This window comes from Mycobacterium sp. E3305, assembly GCF_001666785.1.
Taxonomy (GTDB): domain Bacteria; phylum Actinomycetota; class Actinomycetes; order Mycobacteriales; family Mycobacteriaceae; genus Mycobacterium.
The window spans coordinates 1-17,401 of record NZ_LZJA01000227.1; the positions used below are offsets into that span (position 1 = coordinate 1).

Consider the following 17,401-nt stretch of genomic DNA (forward strand, 5'->3'; position numbering starts at 1 on the left):
GGATCGCGACCAGCGTCTCGGCCAGCCGGTGCCGGATCGCCTGGAAAGAGCTGATGTGACGGCCGAACTGGACGCGGTCCAAAGCGTGCCGGCGCGCCAGCGCCAGCATGGCCCGGCCGGCGCCGACCAACCACCAGCCCAATGCCCGCCTGCCCGCGTCCAGGGCCGGCCGGGTCAACGAGTCCCCATGTGCGACGCGGTGTATCGGCAGCAACTCGTCGATCGCCGAACCGGCGACCTCGCCGCGCCCCCAAATCACCCAGGAGCCGCCGGCGAACGGTAGCGGCATGGTGTCGCCGGGCGCGGCGCCGGACTCGCGTAACACCACGTCGTTGAGGACCGGGGCGTGGGCGCCGGTCTCGCCAAGCAGCCGGAATACCAAAGGGACGGCGACATCGGGCATTTCGTCCAGCATGTCCCGCCAGCCCAGGTCGGTCAGCGCCGCATCGAGCTTGACCCCCGACGCGGCCGCCATCGTCGTCCGTAGCGAACCTTCCAGCAGGCGCAGCGACTCGGGATCCGTCATGCCGTCCACGGTTCACTCCTTCCCGAGGTCGAGCAGCCGGCGGGCGATGATATTGCGCTGAATCTCGGCGGTCCCGCCGTAGATGGTGGCCGCGCGTGAGTACAGGTATTCCGCGCGCCACGGTGTGTCGTCGAGTTCGAGCACTCCGGGCAGCAGGTCGCGGACCGTGTCGTAGAGCCGTTGCTCCGCGCCGGCCAGCAGCACCTTGTCGATGGACGTGTCCGGTCCCAGGCGTGCCCCGTCGCGCAGCCGGTACTGGGTGTCGCGGGACCGGCAGCGCAGTGTGTGCAGCGCCAGATACGCCGCGCCCAAGGCGGATTCGCTGGGATCGCCGGCGGCCGACGCCTGCACGATGAGTTCGTCGAAGCGGGAGTACAGGTAGGCGATTCGCTGCCAGAAGCAGGTGGACCGCTCATACGGGAGGAGGTCCATGGCGAGTCGCCAGCCGTCGCCCGGTCGGCCGAGCATCCGGCTGCCAGGGATCACCACGTCGTCGTAGTAGACCTCGCAGAATTCGTCCACGCCGTGCATCGTCCGGAGCGGCCGGATGGTGATGCCGGGCGTGTCGAGGTCGACGAAGAAGGCGGTGATCCCGTCGTGGCCCGGTCCGGTGCGGGTGAGCAGGACGCAGCGCGACGAGAACTGCGCGAAGCTGGTCCACACCTTCTGCCCGTTGACGATCCAGTTGTCGCCTTGCTGCGTCGCACGGGTGGTCAGCGAGGCCAGGTCGCTGCCCGACCCCGGTTCGGAAAAGCCTTGACACCATTGCTCTTCGCCGCTCAGCAGCCGCGGCACCATTTCGGCGGCGAGCTCCGGCGGGGCGTAGTCGATCATCGTGGGTGCGAGCACCTCGAGCATCGAATAGGGGCCGGGTTCGGCGAGGCGGCGACCAACCACCTCCTCGCCCACGATCGCACGCAGCACCGCGGGGCCACCCAATCCACCGACCTCGGCGGGCCAGCCGTAGCGCATCCAATCGGCGTCGTAGAGCGCGCGGCTGACCCGGGCGAACTGCCGCATGTGGCCCTGTAGCGAGTGGTCGGGTCCCGGGGTCAGGTCGTTGTCGTCAAGCCACCATCGCAGGCCCGCCCGGAACTCCTCGACATTCACGGCGCGGGGCGGCCGACGGCGTGCGGGCGCCCGGAGTCGTGCACGCCGCTGCGGCGAATGAACGTCATGGCACGGGTTTTCAGCCGCCACCCGTCCGGGGTGCGGGAGTAGGTGTCGCGGTAGTAGCCGATCCGCATGTCGTGGGTGGCGTGGTCGATGAAGCACAGCGGCTGGGTGCCGCTCGCGGAGTCACCATCGAGGTTCTCGATCAAGGCGGTTCCGGTGAGGAACAATCCCTTTGGGGCGGCGGCGACCAATTCGGGGAACCTGTCCAGCTTGTAGGTTGAGCCGAAGGCGCTGTAGGTGCCGTCTGGGGTGAAGACGCCGATCAGCCCGTCGATGTCCTCTTGGGTGATGGTGACCGCGTAGCGGGCGAGCAGCTGCTGGATCTCGACCAGGTCGTCAATTCGAGTTTGCTGATTTGTCGACATAGACCTTGCCGCCTTTCATGACAAAGCTCACGTGCTGGGTGACGGTGATGTCTTCCAAGGGGTTTCCCGGCACCGCGATGATGTCGGCGAGCTGACCCGCCGCGAGCCGGCCGCGATCGGTCGAGTTGATCAGCTCGGCCGCGGTCACCGTGGCCGCCCGCAGCACCGCCAGCGGCGGCAGCCCCCAGTTGACAAGGGTGACAAGTTCGTCGGCGTTGCGGCCGTGCGGGATCGCGGGCGCGTCGGTGCCCACCGCGATCTTCACGCCCGCCTCGTACGCCGCCACGATCGAGGTGCGCGCCTTCGGGAACATCTCGGCCGCCTTAGCCTGCAGCTCGGGCGGGGCGTGCGAAACGTCCATGGCGTCCCCGTCGGCGAGGCGCCGGGTGCTGACCAGGAAGGTGCCGTGCTCGACCAGGGACGCGATCGCCTCGTCGTCGATCAAGAAGCCGTGCTCGATGCAGTCGATGCCGGCGTCGACGGCATGCTTGACCGCCTCGGCCCCGTGCGTGTGCGCGGCGACGCGCAGCCCGCGCCGGTGCGCCTCGTCGACGATCGCGCGCAGTTCCTCGTCGGAATAGTGTTGTGCGCCAGGCGGACCGGTCAGCGACATCACCCCGCCCGAGCAACAGACCTTGATCAGCTCGGCGCCGTGTTTGATCTGGTAGCGCACGGCCTTGCGGATTTCGTCGATGCCGTTGGCGATGCCCTCTTCGACGGTCAGCTCCAGCGCGTGGGGCGCGAACGCCGCGAACATCGTGGGGTCCAGGTGGCCGCCGGTGGGGGTGATGGCGTGCCCGGCCGGCACCACGCGCGGACCGTCGATCCAGCCCGCGTCGATGGCCTTGCCCAGCGCGACGTCCAACAGGTAGCCGCCGGTCTTGACGAACAGGCCGAGGTTGCGCACGGTGGTGAATCCGGCGCGCAGCGTGCGCCGCGCGTTGCCGACCGCGCGCAACACCCGCGTCGGCGGGTCGTCCTGAACCTGGGACAGGCCGGGCTTTTCGCCGCGGCCGCCCATCAACAGGTTGACCTCCATGTCCATCAGCCCCGGCAGCAGGATCGCCTCGCCGAGGTCGACGAGCTCGCCCTCCGGCTCGCCGCCGACCCGCACGATCCGGTCGCCCTCCACCTGGACGACGCCGGGGGAGACGATCTCGCCGGCGTCGACATCGAGCAGCCCGGCGGCCTTGAGCGTCAACACCGGTCAGATCACCGGCTCCCGGATGCACTCCACCCAGGCCGCGCCGCTGTCGGGCACCCTCGGCTGTTTCCAGGCCTCGATCGGAAACGACACCATGACGAGCGACTGCATCATGTGCATGAGAGCCTTTGCGTCCTCGGGGAGATCGTCGAGTGGGTACCTGTCACAGTAGGCGATCACGTCGTCGAGGCGGGGGAAGGCCACGTCGTAGAAGGCCTGCATCTCGGCCATCGTCGAGGACAGCCGCTTGGCGTAGCGCTCGGGTTCGGTGGCCAGGTCCCAGCCCAAAAAGGGCTCGAGGTCGGCGAATTCAGCGGGCAGCAGCGACGTGGCCATTGTTCTGATACTCCTTGACGTAGTCACCGGTCGTCTTGTGCAGATGACGGATCAAGACTTCCTGGTCGCACAGCAGGAATTCCGTGACGGCCCGCGTGCCGATCATGGTCTGGGTCGCTTCCAGCGTGTTGGCGTCCTGCAGCGCGTACTCCTTGAAGGTCACGGCGGCCAACTCCTGGGCAAGCCGCTCCCGCGCATTGCGCGGCGGGACGAAATACAGCGTGCACTCGAAGATGTGCTTGTCCACGGCGGTCGGCCAGTAGTGGTAGGTCAAATACCAGCCCGGCTCCCAGATCAGCAGCATGAAGTTCGGGTAGAACAGCCACGAGTCGATGCCCCACTGCGGCACCCTCTTCACGTTGACGCCCGGTGGCAGGTCGAGGTTTTCGATGATCTCCGGCTTGTCCCATGGGCCGAACAGGCCGCTGCGCAACACCTGGTCCATCGGCTTCACCATGGACATGTCCGGGGGCGGCGCCTGGCCGCCCCACGTCGACTGCAGATTGTGCGGGCCGGCCAACTCGTAGTGCAGCGCCTCATAGCCGTACTTCTGGATCTTGGCGGCTTCTTCCTTGGTGTACTGGCCCTGGTGCAGGATCGGCGCGTGGTAGAACTCGACGAACGCGTCGATGAACAGCTTCCAGTTGCTGCCGACCTCGGCGCGGTAGGAGTACGTCTCGGTCATCTCGCCGAAGGGGTAGCCCTCGATGCTCTTGGCCAGTGGCCCGAGGTAGTCGACGAGCGGCGCCGCGTTCTGGTCGAAGTTGATGAATATGAAACCTTCCCACACCTCGCATCGGACCGGCGCCAGGCCGAAGTTGCCCTTGTCGAGGTTGAAGAACTCGTCTTCCTGCTGGACGAAGGTCAGCTCACCGTCGAGGCTGTAGCGCCAGGCGTGGTACTTGCAGGTGAACTGCCGGCAGGTACCGGAGGTCTCCTCGTTCGGGAAGTCGTTCCACACCAACTTGTTTCCGCGGTGGCGGCAGACGTTGTGATACGCCTTGACCGATCCGTCCTTCGTCTTGACGATGATGACCGACGTGCCCTTGCCCGCCGACGGCAGTTCCCGGGTGAAGTAGCTGCCGGTGCGCGGGAGGCGATTGATCCGCCCGACGTTGAGCCAGGTCTTCCTGAAGACGGCGTCGCGCTCGGCGTCGAAGAACGCCGGATCGATCGAGTCGGTGTAATCGACAGGCGCCGTGCCGAGTTCGGGGTAGTTCTCTGTCCAGCTGCCTGCGGCCGGCTTGGGGAAGTGGGGCACCTTTCTACCTCTCTCAGTGGTTCCGATCGGCGTTTTCGAGCTGTACGCCAAAAGTGTTGAAGGCCATGGCCAGCGTGGCGTAGCAGCCGACCGTGAAGACGAAATCCATCCGCTGCCGGTCGTCGAGGCGCTCGCCGAGCGCGGCCCAGGTCTCGTCGGACAGTCGCGATTTGTCGTCAAGTTCGTCGACGGCGGTGATCACCGCGCGATCGAACTCGTCCAAGTCGCCGGCGCTCTCGCCGGCATCACCAACTACGGCGGCGATCTGATCGTCGGTGATTCCCTCGTCCCTGGCCATGCGGGCGTGGTGAGACCACTCGTAGGCGCATTCGCGACGATGCGCCACGCGCAGGATGGCCAGCTCGCGGACGCGCGCCGGCAGCGTGGACGAGGTCAAGAGATGAACGTTGAACCGCAGAAACGCCTTGGCCAGCGCCGGGTGGCGGGCGAGGGTGCTGAGCGCGTTGTTGGCAGCCGGGTCACGCATCGCCGAGAGCGCCTTGTGGGTGGTTTCGTCCCACTGATCGGCCGGCAGCGGCGGCAACCGCATCCGAGCTCTCCTCTCGCCATCCTCCCCGCCACCTCTCGGCCAGGGAGAATCAGATTCTCATTTACAACCAATAGAGTTGCACGAATCGCGCGGCCGGTCAATGCCGGCGGGAGGGGTCTCGCCCGGCCGGGATGCCGCGCGCGCACGCGGCGTCCAAAACGGCTCCCTTCCTGCGAAAATGTCCGCGGCCGCGCGGGGCTCGCCGACAACGAGGCCGGCTACCTCGGCGCGTCCTCGTCCCGGGGCGGGCGGTTTATGGGCGTGTTCCGCCACCGGTGGGGCGGGCGAAAGCCGGTCGTGGCGTCGGCTGGATGTTGATTCTCGCTTGGCGAGAAGATAGTTTTCATTTCAGTGATCTTGGCACGGGACAGCGATTCGCCGAGGCTGCGTGGGAGCGGAACCGGATAGGCGGACCCGACGGAAGGGCAACGGCCATGAACAAAAAAGACATGATCCTGATCAGCGTCGACGACCACACCGTTGAGCCGCCGGACATGTTCAAGAACCACCTGCCGAAGAAGTATCAGGACGACGCGCCGCGGCTGGTGCACAACGCCGACGGTTCGGACATGTGGAAGTTCCGCGACACCGTCATCCCCAACGTCGCGCTCAACGCCGTCGCCGGTCGGCCGAAGGAGGAGTACGGCATCGAGCCGACGGGGCTCGACGAGATCCGGCCGGGTTGTTACAACGTCGACGAGCGCGTCAAGGACATGAACGCCGGCGGCATCCTGGCCTCGATCTGCTTCCCGTCCTTCCCGGGTTTCGCCGGGCGGCTGTTCGCCACCGACGACAACGACTTCTCGATCGCGCTGGTGCAGGCCTACAACGACTGGCACATCGACGAGTGGTGCGGCGCCTATCCCGCGCGCTTCATCCCGATGGCGATCCCGGTGATCTGGGATGCCGAGGCGTGCGCCGCCGAGGTACGGCGGGTGTCGAAGAAGGGCGTGCACGCGCTGACCTTCACCGAAAACCCGGCCGCGATGGGCTATCCCAGTTTCCACGACGAGTACTGGAACCCGCTGTGGAAAGCGTTGGTGGAGACCGACACCGTGATGAACGTGCACATCGGGTCCTCGGGCCGGTTGGCCATCACCGCGCCGGACGCGCCGATGGACGTGATGATCACGCTGCAGCCGATGAACATCGTGCAGGCCGCCGCCGACCTGTTGTGGTCGCGGCCGATCAAGGAGTACCCGGACCTGAAAATCGCGCTGTCCGAGGGCGGAACGGGCTGGATCCCCTACTTCCTCGAGCGCGCCGACCGGACCTACGAGATGCACTCCGCCTGGACGCACCAGAACTTCAAGGGCAAGCTGCCCAGCGAGGTCTTCCGCGACCACTTCCTGACCTGCTTCATCAGCGATAAGGTGGGCGTGGCGCTACGCAACATGATCGGCATCGACAACATCTGCTGGGAAGCCGACTACCCGCACAGCGACTCGATGTGGCCGGGCGCGCCGGAAGAGCTGTGGGACGTACTGAGCATCAACAACGTTCCCGACGATGAGATCAACAAGATGACGCACGAGAACGCCATGCGCTGGTACTCGTTCGACCCGTTCACGCACATTTCGCGCGAACAGGCGACGGTCGGTGCGCTGCGCAAGGCCGCCGAGGGGCACGACGTGTCCATCAAGGCGAAGGGCCACGACAAGGACAGCCGGGGCGGCTCGTCCTTCGCGGAATTCGCGGCCAACGCGAAGGCCCTCAGCGGCAACAAGGATTAACGGTCCCGTTCCCGGGCGAGCAGACGCAGAATCGCACTGCGCGGGCCGCGATCGTGCGATTCTGCGTCTGCTCGCGCTTGATGGAGGTGCGCCAATGCCCAGCGCCGGAATGAACTTCGAGCTGACCGATGATCAGGAGCTGATCCGCCGGTCCGTCGCCGAGCTGGCGCGCAAGTTCGACGACCAGTACTGGATGGAAAAAGACCAGGCCCACGAATTCCCTTCCGAGTTCTATCAGGCCATCGCCGACGGCGGCTGGCTCGGCATGACGATCCCCGCCGAGTACGGCGGTCACGGCCTCGGGATCACCGAAGCCACCATCCTGCTGGAAGAGGTCGCGAAGTCCGGCGGCGCCATGAACGCCGCCAGCGCGATTCACCTGTCCATCTTCGGCATGCAACCGGTGGTGGTGCACGGCTCCGACGAACTCAAGGCGCGCACGCTGCCCAAGGTCGCCACCGGCGAGGTGCACGTCTGCTTCGGCGTGACCGAACCCGGTGCGGGGCTGGACACCTCGCGCATCACCACCTTCGCCAAACGCGACGGCGACCGCTACATCGTCAACGGCCGCAAGGTGTGGATCTCCAAAGCCATGGAGTCGGGCAAGATCCTGCTACTCACCCGCACCCAGAGCTACGAGGAAGTGTCCAAGAAGACCGATGGGATGACGTTGTTCATCACCGACCTCGACCGCAGCAGGGTCGACGTCCGCCCCATCCGCAAGATGGGCCGCAACGCGGTGAGCTCCAACGAATTGTTCATCGACAATCTCGAGGTTCCGGTCGAGGACCGAATCGGCGAGGAGGGCAAGGGATTTCAGTACATCTTGGACGGCCTCAACCCGGAGCGGATGCTGATCGCCGCCGAGGCGCTCGGCATCGGCCGGGTGGCGCTGGACAAGGCGGTGAAATACGGCAACGAGCGTGAGGTCTTCGGCCGGCCCATCGGCATGAACCAGGGCCTGCAATTCCCGCTCGCCGACTCGCTGGCACGCCTCGACGCCGCCGAGTTGATGCTGCGCAAGGCGACCTGGCTGTACGACAACGGCAAACCCTGTGGGCGCGAGGCGAATACCGCGAAATACCTGTGCGCCGACGCCGGCTTCACCGCCGCGGACCGGGCGTTGCAAACCCACGGCGGCATGGGTTACGCGGAGGAGTACCACATCACCCGCTACTTCCGCGAGGCCCGGCTGATGAAGATCGCGCCGGTCAGCCAGGAGATGATCCTGAACTTCCTGGGATCCAACGTGTTGAAACTGCCGAGGAGCTATTGACCGCGCCCGACGAGCACGTGCTGCTGTCCGAGGACCGCGACGGCGTACGCACGCTCACGCTCAACCGCCCGCGCCGCAAGAATGCGATCAACCCCGAACTGTGGATCGCGTTGCGGGACGCGCTGCAGGCCGCCGGCCACGACCGCGGCGTGCGCGCGCTCGTGCTCACCGGCTCCGGCGGCAGCTTCTGCTCCGGCGCGGACATCTCGGTCCCCGACGACATTCATCCGACCTACAAGCTGCAGCGTTTGACCGACGTGGCGCTGGCCCTGCACGAGCTTGCGATGCCGACCATCGCCAAGGTGGCCGGAGTGGCCGTCGGGGCGGGATGGAATCTCGCGCTGGGATGCGACTTCGTCGTGGCAACGCCGGAATCGAAGTTCTGCCAGATCTTTTCCAAGCGTGGTCTGTCGATCGACCTCGGCGGATCGTGGTTGCTGCCCAAACTCGTTGGCCTGCAACAGGCCAAGCGGCTCGCGCTGCTCGCCGAGACGATCGACGCCGAGGAGGCGCGCGCGCTGAACTTGGTGACGTGGCTGGTGCCGGCCGCGGAGATCGACGCCTTCGTCGACGATCTCGCCCACCGGCTGGCGGCCGGCCCGCCGATCGCCCTCGCCCACACCAAGGCCCTGCTGAACGAGGGTGCGGACAGCACGTTGCGCGACGCACTGGCCAACGAGGCCCGCGCCCAGGTCGGCAATTTCGCGACGGCCGACGCGTCCGCCGCCTATGCCGCCTTCGCGCAGCGGCGGGAGCCGTCGTTTACTGGCCGGTGGGCGCTATCGAAATCCAAGGAAGCGGAGTAGGGAAATGCGGGAAACAGTCATCGTCGAAGCCGTGCGCACCGCGGTGGGCAAGCGCAACGGCGGCCTGGCCGGGATGCACGCCGCGGACCTGTCGGCCGTCGTCCTCAACGAACTGCTGGAACGCACGGGAGTCGGCCCGGAGATGGTCGACGACGTGATCTGGGGATGTGTGTCCCAGGTCGGCGACCAGTCCAGCAACATCGGCCGCTACGCGGTCCTGGCCGCCGGCTGGCCGGAGACCATCCCCGGGACCACCGTGAACCGCGCGTGCGGCTCGAGCCAGCAGGCGCTCGACTTCGCCGTGCAGGCGGTCATGTCCGGCCAACAGGACGTCGTGGTCGCAGGCGGTGTCGAGGTCATGAGCCGCGTCCCGCTCGGCTCGGCCCGGGCGACCGGCATGCCGTACGGCCCCAAGGTTCTCGCCCGCTACGACGACTTCTCCTTCAACCAGGGCCTGTCGGCGGAGATGATCGCCAAGAAGTGGGGTTTTTCCCGCACCCGGCTCGACGAGTACTCCGCCCAATCCCACGAACGGGCCGCGGCGGCCCAGGACGCCGGCGCGTTCACCGACCAGATCGTGCCGGTGTTCACCGGCGACGACACGGTCGTCGCCGCCGACGAGGGAGTGCGGCGGGGGACCACGGTCGAGAAACTCAGCGGACTCAAGCCCGCCTTCACCGAAGACGGCGTCATCCACGCGGGCAACTCCTCGCAGATCTCCGACGGCGCCGCCGCGCTGCTGGTGACGACCGCGGAGATGGCGGTCGAACTGGGGCTCACCCCGTTGGTGCGGTATCTGGCCGGCGCGGTGACCGGCGCCGATCCCGTCCTCATGCTCACCGGACCCATCCCTGCGACCGAAAAGGTGCTGAAGAAGGCCGGGGTCCCACTCTCCGAGGTGGGCGCGTTCGAGGTGAACGAGGCCTTCGCGCCGGTGCCGCTCGCCTGGCTCGCCGAGACGGGGGCCGAACCCGAGCGGGTGAACCCGCTCGGCGGCGCCATCGCTCTGGGGCACCCGCTGGGCGCATCCGGGGCCGTGTTGATGACGCGGATGGCGCACCATATGCGCGCCAACGGAATCCGCTACGGGCTGCAGACCATGTGCGAGGGTGGCGGGACCGCCAACGCCACCCTGGTCGAGCTGGTCCGCTAGCGACGGCGCCGCCGCGCGCCGAAAAAGGTCTCCTGCGTGACCCTTGTCGCAGCGGCCAAACTAACCTACTGTGTGTTCACTAGGTTGGTTCCGCCCGCCGATCGGCCGAAGGAGTCCGGTGCCCGACGCACGGCGTTACGACACGTTGCTCGCCAAAGGTGAGGACCGCAAGCAGCGGATCCTCGACGTCGCGCAACGGCTGCTCACCCGCAACGGCTGGCGCAGCACGACCCTGGCCCAGATCGCCGGCGAGGCCGGGGTCACCCCCGCGGGATTGCTGCATCACTTCGAGTCCAAAGAGCAGCTGCTGCATGCCGTCCTCGACGCCCGCGACCTCGACGACGACCTGCACGCCGACCGGACCGGTGATCTCTTCGCCCAGATCGCGCAGGTCGCCGACCGGTTCAGCCGGGCACCGGAACTCGTCGGAACGTTCACGGTGTTGCTGGTGGAGAACATCCTTCCCGACGCTCCACTGCACGACCGGATGCTGGCCCGGCACCGCGCCGCGACCGACATCGTCGCCGACCTCATCCGCCGCGGGCAGGCCGATGGCCGGTACCGGGCGGACGTCGACCCCGCCGTCAAGGCGGTAGAGATTCTCGCCTTCGTCCACGGAATGGAAACCACATGGTTGCTCGATCCATCGATACCGCTAACCGAGGTGTTCAAGCAGTACGCCGAGACGCTGGCGCGGGACTTCGCCCCGTAGAAGGGCCGCGCGAGGACATGAGATACCGGCTCGACGTGGTCGCGGGCACCGCGGTCGACGTGGTGCGGTTCGCCGGCGGCTGGCTCTTCGACCGGGCGATGGCGGGGTGGGACGTCACCGTGCTGCTGGCCGACCTGGCCGGCCACGCCGACGACCGGCCGCTGGAGATCCTGGGCGCCCGGGTGGTCGACCTCGAAGACGCTTTGGCGTCGGTGGAGTCGCGTCCTCGTCCCCAGGCCCTGGCCGCCGCGGCTGACCTGTTCGGATGCGACTCGCGGGTACGGCAAGGGGTGCTGCAGGCCCTGGACCACGGGGTCACCGAGGTCACGCTGTGGGGGGAGACGTGGCCCGCCGAACTCGACGACAGCGTTGGCCTGGTGCAGCACCGGCTGAGCATGGCCGCCCGCACGTTCAAGGCCCAGGCCCTGGCCGCCGCCGCTCTCCCGGACAGCTCGATCGGTCAGGTCGAAACCTTCCGCAGCGGGCTGCTCGCATGGCCATCGGTGGCCGCCGACCTGATCCCCGCCGGCTGACGGGCAGTCGGCGCCCGCGCCCGCTCCGATGCCCCCTCGTTGACGACCACCAGGCCGTATGGAAATGTAATACTCATCTGCGAGAGGCACGTTCTCACTAGCCGAGATTCAAGGAGCAGGAGATGGCGAACGAATTCTCCGAGTTGGACTTCTTCCGCGGCAGCGAGCTCATCGAGGACCCGTACCCCTACTACGAGGCGCTGCGCCGCCAGTGCCCGGTGACGCGCGAACCCCATCACGACGTCACGATGATCACCGGTTGGGACGAGGCTTGCGCGGTCCTCAACGACGCCGAGACGTGGTCCTCCTGCATCTCGGTGACCGGTCCGTTTCCCGGCTTCCCGGTGCCTCTGGAGGGTGACGACATCACCGAGCTGATCGAAAAGCACCGCGACGAGTTGCCGTTCAGCGACCAGCTGCCCACCCTCGATCCGCCGACCCACACCAACCACCGCTCGCTGCTGATGCGGCTGATCACCCCGAAGCGCCTCAAGGAGAACGAGGACGCCATGTGGGTGCTCGCCGACCAGGTGCTCGACACGTTCCTCGCGCCAGGGCACGGCGACTGGATCAAGGGCTTCGCCGGCCCGTTCACGCTGCTGGTCATCGCCGACCTGCTCGGCGTGCCCGAGGAGGATCGCGACAAGTTCGTCAAGGGGATCCGCGACCATTCCGGTGGCGGCGTCGGGGGCACCAAGGGCTCGCTGGCGCACAGCCCGCTGGAATTCCTCTACGGTCTCTTCTCCGACTATGTCCGTGACCGCAGGCGCGAGCCGCGCGACGACGTGCTGACCGGGCTGGCCACCGCCACCTACCCGGACGGCTCGACGCCCGACGTCGAAGACGTGGCCCGCGTCGCCAGCAACGTCTTCTCGGCGGGCCAGGAGACCACCGTCAGGCTGCTTGGCGCGGCCCTGCAGACCCTCGGGGAGCGGCCGGACATTCAGGCTCAGTTGCGCAAGGACCGGAGCCTGATCCCCAACTTCATCGAGGAGTCGTTGCGGCACGAGAGCCCGGTCAAGGGCGACTTCCGATTGAACCGGGTGCCCGCCAACGTCGGGGGCGTCGACCTGCCGGCGGGAACCACCGTGATGGTCGTGCAGGCGGCCGCCAACCGCGACCCCCGCCGGTTCGACGATCCCGCCACCTTCGACCCGGCCCGCAAGAACGCCCGTCAGCACATCTCGTTCGGGCGCGGCATCCACAGTTGCCCCGGCGCCCCGCTGGCCCGCGCCGAAACACGGGTGGCGATCGAGCGCCTGCTCGACCGGACGTCGGATATCCGGATCGACGAGAAGGCGCACGGCCCGGCGAATGACCGCCGCTACCAATACGTTCCGACTTACATCCTGCGCGGCCTGACCGAGCTGCACCTGGAGTTCACGCGGACATGAAAGTCACCGTCGACGACCAGCGCTGCCGCGGCCACGGCGTCTGCACGACGCTGTGCCCAGAAGTCTTCAGCCTCACCGACGACGGCTACGCCGAGGCGATAGCATCCGACGTCCCAACGGAATTCGAAGCGGCCACCCAAGAGGCCATCGAGTGCTGTCCCGAGCAGGCGATCAGCAAAACCTAATCCAGTCAAGGAGATTCAGTGGCGAAAGGGTACGTCATCCTCACGGAAGCCATCAAGGATCCGGAGGGTATGAAGGCCTATGCGCAGGCGGCCGGTTCGGCGATGGCCGGGGCCACCATTCTGGCGGTGGACGCGGCTCCCCAGGTGATCGAGGGCAGCTGGCACGGCGACCAGACCGTCGTGCTGGAATTCGAATCGGTGGACGCGGCCCGCGCGTGGTACGAGTCCGAGGGCTACCAGAAGGCGGCGAAACTTCGGCAGGAAGCGGCGGACTGCAACGCCGTCATCCTTTCCGGATTCTGATCGCTACTCGCCCACAATCGAAATGGCCTGCCGCGGGCACTGACGAACGGCCTCACGAACGTCGTGTTCGTTCTCCGGGGTGACTTCCTCCTGCAAGACGGTCAGCATGTCGTCGTCGCCGAGGACAAAGATCTCCGGGTTGATGCCCATGCAGACGCCGTTGCTCTCGCAGAGCCCCCAATCGACTTCGATCTTCTTCGTCACCGCAACCCCCTTACCGAAGCACCTTGACGGGCACGTTCTTCCAGCCCGCGACGTTTTGCATGGTTACCCGTTTGCAGCCCGCCCAGTCCACCTCGTAGCGCGGCATGAAGTCGAGGAGCCGCTCGAGCGCGATCCTGCTTTCCATGCGTGCCAGCGCGGCGCCGAGGCAGCTGTGAATCCCATACCCGAGGCCAAGGTGCTGGGCCTCGGTCTGGTCACGCTCGATGTCGAACGTGTCGGCGTCGGTGAAGGCCTCCGGATCGCGGTTGGCTGCCGCGCCACAGAGAAACACCGGCTTGCCCGGAGGGATCACGCCACCGCTGACGTGCGCCTCTTTGAGCGTGTAGCGGACGTTGTACTGCACCGGCCCCTCGTAGCGCAGCAGCTCCTCCACCGCGCCCGGGATCTTGTCGCGATCCTCCTGTAGCTTCTGCCACTGGTCCGGGTGACGGGCGAAGATCACCGCCGCGTTGCCGAGCAGCTTGGTGACGGTCTCGGCGCCCGCTCCGCCCAAAAGGGTCGCGAACCCGCAGATCTCGATGTCGTCGAGCTTGCGTAGCTGGCCGTCCTCGCCCGGGACCTCGGCCGCGATCAGGCGGCTGATCATGTCGTCCTGCGGTTCCTGGCGGCGCTCCTGCACCAGGCTGAAGTAGTACATCGCCGTGTCGATGTTGGCCTGCATGCCGGCTTCGCTGATCTCGATCTGGCCGGGTTCGTGGGACAGGCTGGTGTCGATCCAGTGGCGCACCTGCTGGCGGTATTCCTCCGGAACCCCGGCCATCCTGGTGATGACTTCCACCGGGAACGGCCCGGAGAAGTCCTGGACCACGTCGAAATTCTCCGGGTCGGCGGCGCCCAGGTACTTGTCGATCACCTCGATGACGGTGTCCCGCTGCGATTGGATCGCCCGCGGGGTGAACGCCTTGTTGAGCAGGCTGCGCATGTGGCGGTGCTCCGGCGGATCCATGAAGATGATCGACTTCTGCTCGGGCGAGATGCCCCGGCGCACCATCGCCAGGTCGCAGCCGCGTGCCGAGGAATAGGTCTCGAAGTCTTTGAAAGCCGCCGCGACGTCTTCGTGGCGGGTCAACGCGTAGAAATCCTCTTTTTCGTCGTAGTACAGCGGCGCGTCCTCGCGCATCCGTCGATAGATGTCGAACGGATTGTTGTAGTAGTCCTCGGAGTACGGATCGAAGACGACCTTCGGTTTTGTCACTGAATCCTCCTCAGCGGCGAGGGCGGGCTGAAACCGTTACAGCCGAGTCGTTGACTGTAACGGTAACGGTAATACCTTCGTGACGAACCGGAAAGACCGAAACGCTGGCATCTCAAACCCCGTTCGAGACGCCGACGGCGTTGATCGCGTCATCCAGAGCGCCCAGTTCGCTGCCGGATTCCCTGGCGATGCCACGCACCACGCTGACGTCCTTCTGGACGAATTCACCGGCAACCTCGATGAACGACGCGACGGAACCGGCCGCCGCCGCGAGGCCGAGGACACGACTGGTTGCGCTGCCCTGCGCCAAGGCGGCCAACATCGTCGCTTCCGGCACGCCAAGTCGCTCACCCAATCGCACGGCCTCCGCGAGCAGCCCGATATGGCCCGCGAACAACGCGTTGTTGACCAGCTTCACCTTTTGGCCGGAGCCACGCGGGCCCACGTGGAGAACCGGGTCTCCGTAGCAGGCCAGCACCGCCCGCACCCGCGCCACGGCGTCCTCCGTGCCGCCCACGAACAGCGTGAGCCGGCCGGCCGCCACGTCGTGCGGGCCGCCGCTGACCGCCGCATCGATGACGTCGACGCCTTCCGCTTGTGTGGCGACCGCGTCGATCGTGTTCGGGCCGGCGGTGGTGTGCACCACCAGCGCCGACCCGGGCGGCATGGCGGACAGCAGCCCGCCGTGCAGGCATACGTCGCGCACCTGCTCGTCGGTGAACACGCAAAGCACCACCACGTCGGCGCGTGCACCCGCCTCGACCGGGTCGCCGACCGCGCGCGCACCGAGCTGCTCGAGATCGCTTCGCTTTTCAGTGGTCCGGCCCAAGGCCCGGACGTCGTGTCCGGCCGCCACCAGTCGGGCCACCATGGGGCGGCCCATCCGTCCGGCGCCGACGAACCCGACCCTCACCTCGGATGCCCCATGAGGCCCAGCGCGGCGTCGGCCGCGTCCAGGACGGCGCCGCCGTTCGCGCCGGCTCGGTCGGCCAGGTCCACCACCAGGCGGACGTCCTTTTGCAGCAGCGTCCCGGCCACCCCGGCAAGCTGGTCCAGTCCGCCGATGCCGCCAAGGGCGTTGAGCGCGAAGCTGTTTCCACTGCTGCGCGAGACCACTTCGGTGAGACGGTCCGGGTCGACGCCGAGGGCGCCGGCCAGTGAGAGCGCGGTGGCCGCGGTGCCCAGGTGGGCGGTGAAGAGCAGGTTGTTGAGCAGCTTCGTGGTTTGACCGGAACCGAGCTCGCCGAGGTGCACGACCGGATCGGCATAGGTGGCGAAGACCGGGCGGCACCGCTCGACGACGTCGGCGTCGCCGCCCACCATCACCAGCAGGCGCCCTTCGGACGCGGCTCCCCCGCCCCCGCTCACGGGCGCGTCGACCACCGAAATCCCTTTGGCCGCGGCTTGGTTCGCCAGTCCCCGGCAGGTGTTGGGATGCACGGTGCTGTGGATCGCGATGACACCACCCGGCTTCATCGCGGCCAGCACGCCGCCCTCACCCGACGTGATCTCCTCGATGTCTGCATCACCCACGACGCAGAGGCAGACCAGATCGCTGGCCGCGGCGAGCTCGGCCGGTGACTCGGCGATCTTCGCCGCGGTGTCGGCGAACGCCTCGAGGGTTGCGGGTCGGCGTGCCCACAGCGTCGTCTCGTAGCCGCCCTCGACGATCCGCCTCGCCATGGGGCCGCCCTGACTGCCCAGGCCGATGAATCCGACCCTCATCCGGTGGCCTCTTCCGAACCCGATGCCGTCACGCATTCGTCGACGAACGCGAGGACCTCCGCGTGATAATCCGCGGCGGTGTGGCCGAGGCTGATGTTGTGTCCCGCCCCGGGCTGCCGGTGCACGGTGAAGCGCGGCGCGGCGGAGAACATCGCGGTGATCTGCTGCACCGCCGAATCGTCGGCCTGCCAGACCTTCTCGTGTTCGGCGATGCTGAAGTGGACAGGCACCCGCACGGCCGGGGCCAGCGTCGGGAATGTCTGGCGCGCCCAGTCCGACACCATTTGGTCCTCATACGAAGGCGCAGAAGGGGACACCGTCGCGCCGCCGAGAACCTCGGGCGGATACAGGTGTTCCGGGCTCCACAGCAGCTCGCGCATGCCCGGTGGACGTCGTTCGCGGGTCGCCGTTTTGAGTATCTCCTTGGCGGCGGGGTGGTAGTGCCGACCGGTGCCGGCCAATTCGATGCCGAGCAGATCGGCACCGCGCTCGTCGGCGGCCATCCGCATCGTCAGCTCGCAGCCGCCCGAATGCCCCATCACGAACAGGCCCGCGCCGCTTGATCGTTCACCGAGGATGCGCTCGACCGCACCGTACGCCAGGTTGACGCGCTGATCGCCCTCGGCCATCGCCTCCGGATAGGGCGCGGAGCTGCCGTAGCCCGGCCGGTCGATCGCCACCACGGTGAATCCGGCCGCCGCGCCGGTCCGCAACAGCGAATACGACGGATGCCCCGGACAGTC

The 17,401-nt window shown here is 67.2% G+C and carries 21 protein-coding genes; 9 read left to right on the forward strand and 12 right to left on the reverse strand.

Annotated features, from left to right (window positions below):
- The 7 genes from A5701_RS21175 to A5701_RS21205 all read right to left on the reverse strand — a co-directional run.
- The coding region (locus A5701_RS21175; RefSeq protein ID WP_255396803.1) for an acyl-CoA dehydrogenase family protein at nt 1-526 on the reverse strand (526 nt) is incomplete at its 3' end.
- A 12-nt stretch (nt 527-538) separates the two neighbouring features.
- A complete protein-coding gene (locus tag A5701_RS21180; protein WP_067758378.1) occupies nt 539-1,636 on the reverse strand; it encodes an acyl-CoA dehydrogenase family protein in 1,098 nt (365 codons plus the stop codon).
- Nucleotides 1,633-2,067 carry a nuclear transport factor 2 family protein gene (locus tag A5701_RS21185; protein ID WP_067758381.1) on the reverse strand — a complete coding sequence of 145 codons (435 nt, stop codon included), beginning with the start codon at nt 2,065-2,067 and terminating at the stop codon, nt 1,633-1,635. The genes A5701_RS21180 and A5701_RS21185 overlap by 4 nt, the downstream gene beginning before the upstream one ends.
- Entirely contained in the window at nt 2,039-3,271 is a 1,233-nt protein-coding gene (locus A5701_RS21190) for an amidohydrolase family protein (protein ID WP_067758384.1), read from the reverse strand. The genes A5701_RS21185 and A5701_RS21190 overlap by 29 nt, the downstream gene beginning before the upstream one ends.
- Before the next feature lie 3 nt (nt 3,272-3,274).
- Nucleotides 3,275-3,607, reverse strand: coding sequence for a hypothetical protein (locus A5701_RS21195; protein WP_067758387.1), 333 nt, complete (start codon nt 3,605-3,607; stop codon nt 3,275-3,277).
- Nucleotides 3,582-4,868 (reverse strand): aromatic ring-hydroxylating dioxygenase subunit alpha, encoded by a 1,287-nt coding sequence (locus A5701_RS21200; RefSeq protein WP_067758390.1) that lies wholly within the window; start codon nt 4,866-4,868, stop codon nt 3,582-3,584. The genes A5701_RS21195 and A5701_RS21200 overlap by 26 nt, the downstream gene beginning before the upstream one ends.
- 13 nt (nt 4,869-4,881) lie before the next feature.
- Nucleotides 4,882-5,418 carry a carboxymuconolactone decarboxylase family protein gene (locus A5701_RS21205; RefSeq protein WP_067758393.1) on the reverse strand — a complete coding sequence of 179 codons (537 nt, stop codon included), beginning with the start codon at nt 5,416-5,418 and terminating at the stop codon, nt 4,882-4,884.
- Nucleotides 5,419-5,852: 434 nt separating this feature from the next.
- On the opposite strand from A5701_RS21205, the gene A5701_RS21210 reads away from it, so the two are divergent.
- The 9 genes from A5701_RS21210 to A5701_RS21250 all read left to right on the forward strand — a co-directional run bounded on the left by A5701_RS21210 (nt 5,853) and on the right by A5701_RS21250 (nt 13,513).
- A complete protein-coding gene (locus tag A5701_RS21210; protein ID WP_067758404.1) occupies nt 5,853-7,151 on the forward strand; it encodes an amidohydrolase family protein in 1,299 nt (432 codons plus the stop codon).
- A 109-nt stretch (nt 7,152-7,260) separates the two neighbouring features.
- Nucleotides 7,261-8,427, forward strand: a complete 1,167-nt coding sequence (locus A5701_RS21215; RefSeq protein ID WP_067758407.1) for an acyl-CoA dehydrogenase family protein — start codon at nt 7,261-7,263, stop codon at nt 8,425-8,427.
- The gene (locus A5701_RS21220) at nt 8,424-9,233 is read left to right on the forward strand and encodes an enoyl-CoA hydratase/isomerase family protein (protein WP_067758410.1); all 810 of its coding nucleotides are present in this window, start codon (nt 8,424-8,426) and stop codon (nt 9,231-9,233) included. Before A5701_RS21215 ends, A5701_RS21220 begins: the two co-directional genes overlap by 4 nt.
- A gap of 4 nt (nt 9,234-9,237) precedes the next feature.
- Nucleotides 9,238-10,386, forward strand: coding sequence for a thiolase family protein (locus tag A5701_RS21225; RefSeq protein ID WP_067758413.1), 1,149 nt, complete (start codon nt 9,238-9,240; stop codon nt 10,384-10,386).
- Between the two features lie 118 nt (nt 10,387-10,504).
- Nucleotides 10,505-11,098 (forward strand): TetR/AcrR family transcriptional regulator, encoded by a 594-nt coding sequence (locus A5701_RS21230; protein ID WP_067758417.1) that lies wholly within the window; start codon nt 10,505-10,507, stop codon nt 11,096-11,098.
- A 17-nt stretch (nt 11,099-11,115) separates the two neighbouring features.
- Nucleotides 11,116-11,631: a hypothetical protein gene (locus A5701_RS21235; protein ID WP_067758420.1), complete on the forward strand. Its 516-nt coding sequence runs from the start codon at nt 11,116-11,118 to the stop codon at nt 11,629-11,631.
- Nucleotides 11,632-11,753: 122 nt separating this feature from the next.
- Entirely contained in the window at nt 11,754-13,025 is a 1,272-nt protein-coding gene (locus tag A5701_RS21240) for a cytochrome P450 (protein ID WP_067758423.1), read from the forward strand.
- Nucleotides 13,022-13,210 (forward strand): ferredoxin, encoded by a 189-nt coding sequence (locus A5701_RS21245; protein WP_067758425.1) that lies wholly within the window; start codon nt 13,022-13,024, stop codon nt 13,208-13,210. Before A5701_RS21240 ends, A5701_RS21245 begins: the two co-directional genes overlap by 4 nt.
- A gap of 69 nt (nt 13,211-13,279) precedes the next feature.
- Nucleotides 13,280-13,513, forward strand: coding sequence for a DUF1330 domain-containing protein (locus tag A5701_RS21250; RefSeq protein ID WP_231969117.1), 234 nt, complete (start codon nt 13,280-13,282; stop codon nt 13,511-13,513).
- A 3-nt stretch (nt 13,514-13,516) separates the two neighbouring features.
- Here the strand turns inward: A5701_RS21250 and A5701_RS21255 are convergent, their stop codons facing one another.
- From A5701_RS21255 to A5701_RS21275, 5 genes are all read right to left on the reverse strand, one after another.
- Nucleotides 13,517-13,717: a ferredoxin gene (locus tag A5701_RS21255; RefSeq protein ID WP_067758432.1), complete on the reverse strand. Its 201-nt coding sequence runs from the start codon at nt 13,715-13,717 to the stop codon at nt 13,517-13,519.
- Nucleotides 13,718-13,727: 10 nt separating this feature from the next.
- Entirely contained in the window at nt 13,728-14,933 is a 1,206-nt protein-coding gene (locus tag A5701_RS21260; RefSeq protein WP_067758435.1) for a cytochrome P450, read from the reverse strand.
- 112 nt (nt 14,934-15,045) lie between these two features.
- Nucleotides 15,046-15,846: an NAD(P)-dependent oxidoreductase gene (locus tag A5701_RS21265; protein WP_082969803.1), complete on the reverse strand. Its 801-nt coding sequence runs from the start codon at nt 15,844-15,846 to the stop codon at nt 15,046-15,048.
- A complete protein-coding gene (locus tag A5701_RS21270) occupies nt 15,843-16,658 on the reverse strand; it encodes an NAD(P)-dependent oxidoreductase (RefSeq protein ID WP_067758441.1) in 816 nt (271 codons plus the stop codon). Before A5701_RS21270 ends, A5701_RS21265 begins: the two co-directional genes overlap by 4 nt.
- Nucleotides 16,655-17,401: alpha/beta hydrolase (locus A5701_RS21275; RefSeq protein ID WP_067758444.1), on the reverse strand; the 747-nt coding region annotated here is incomplete at its 5' end. The genes A5701_RS21270 and A5701_RS21275, both read right to left, overlap by 4 nt.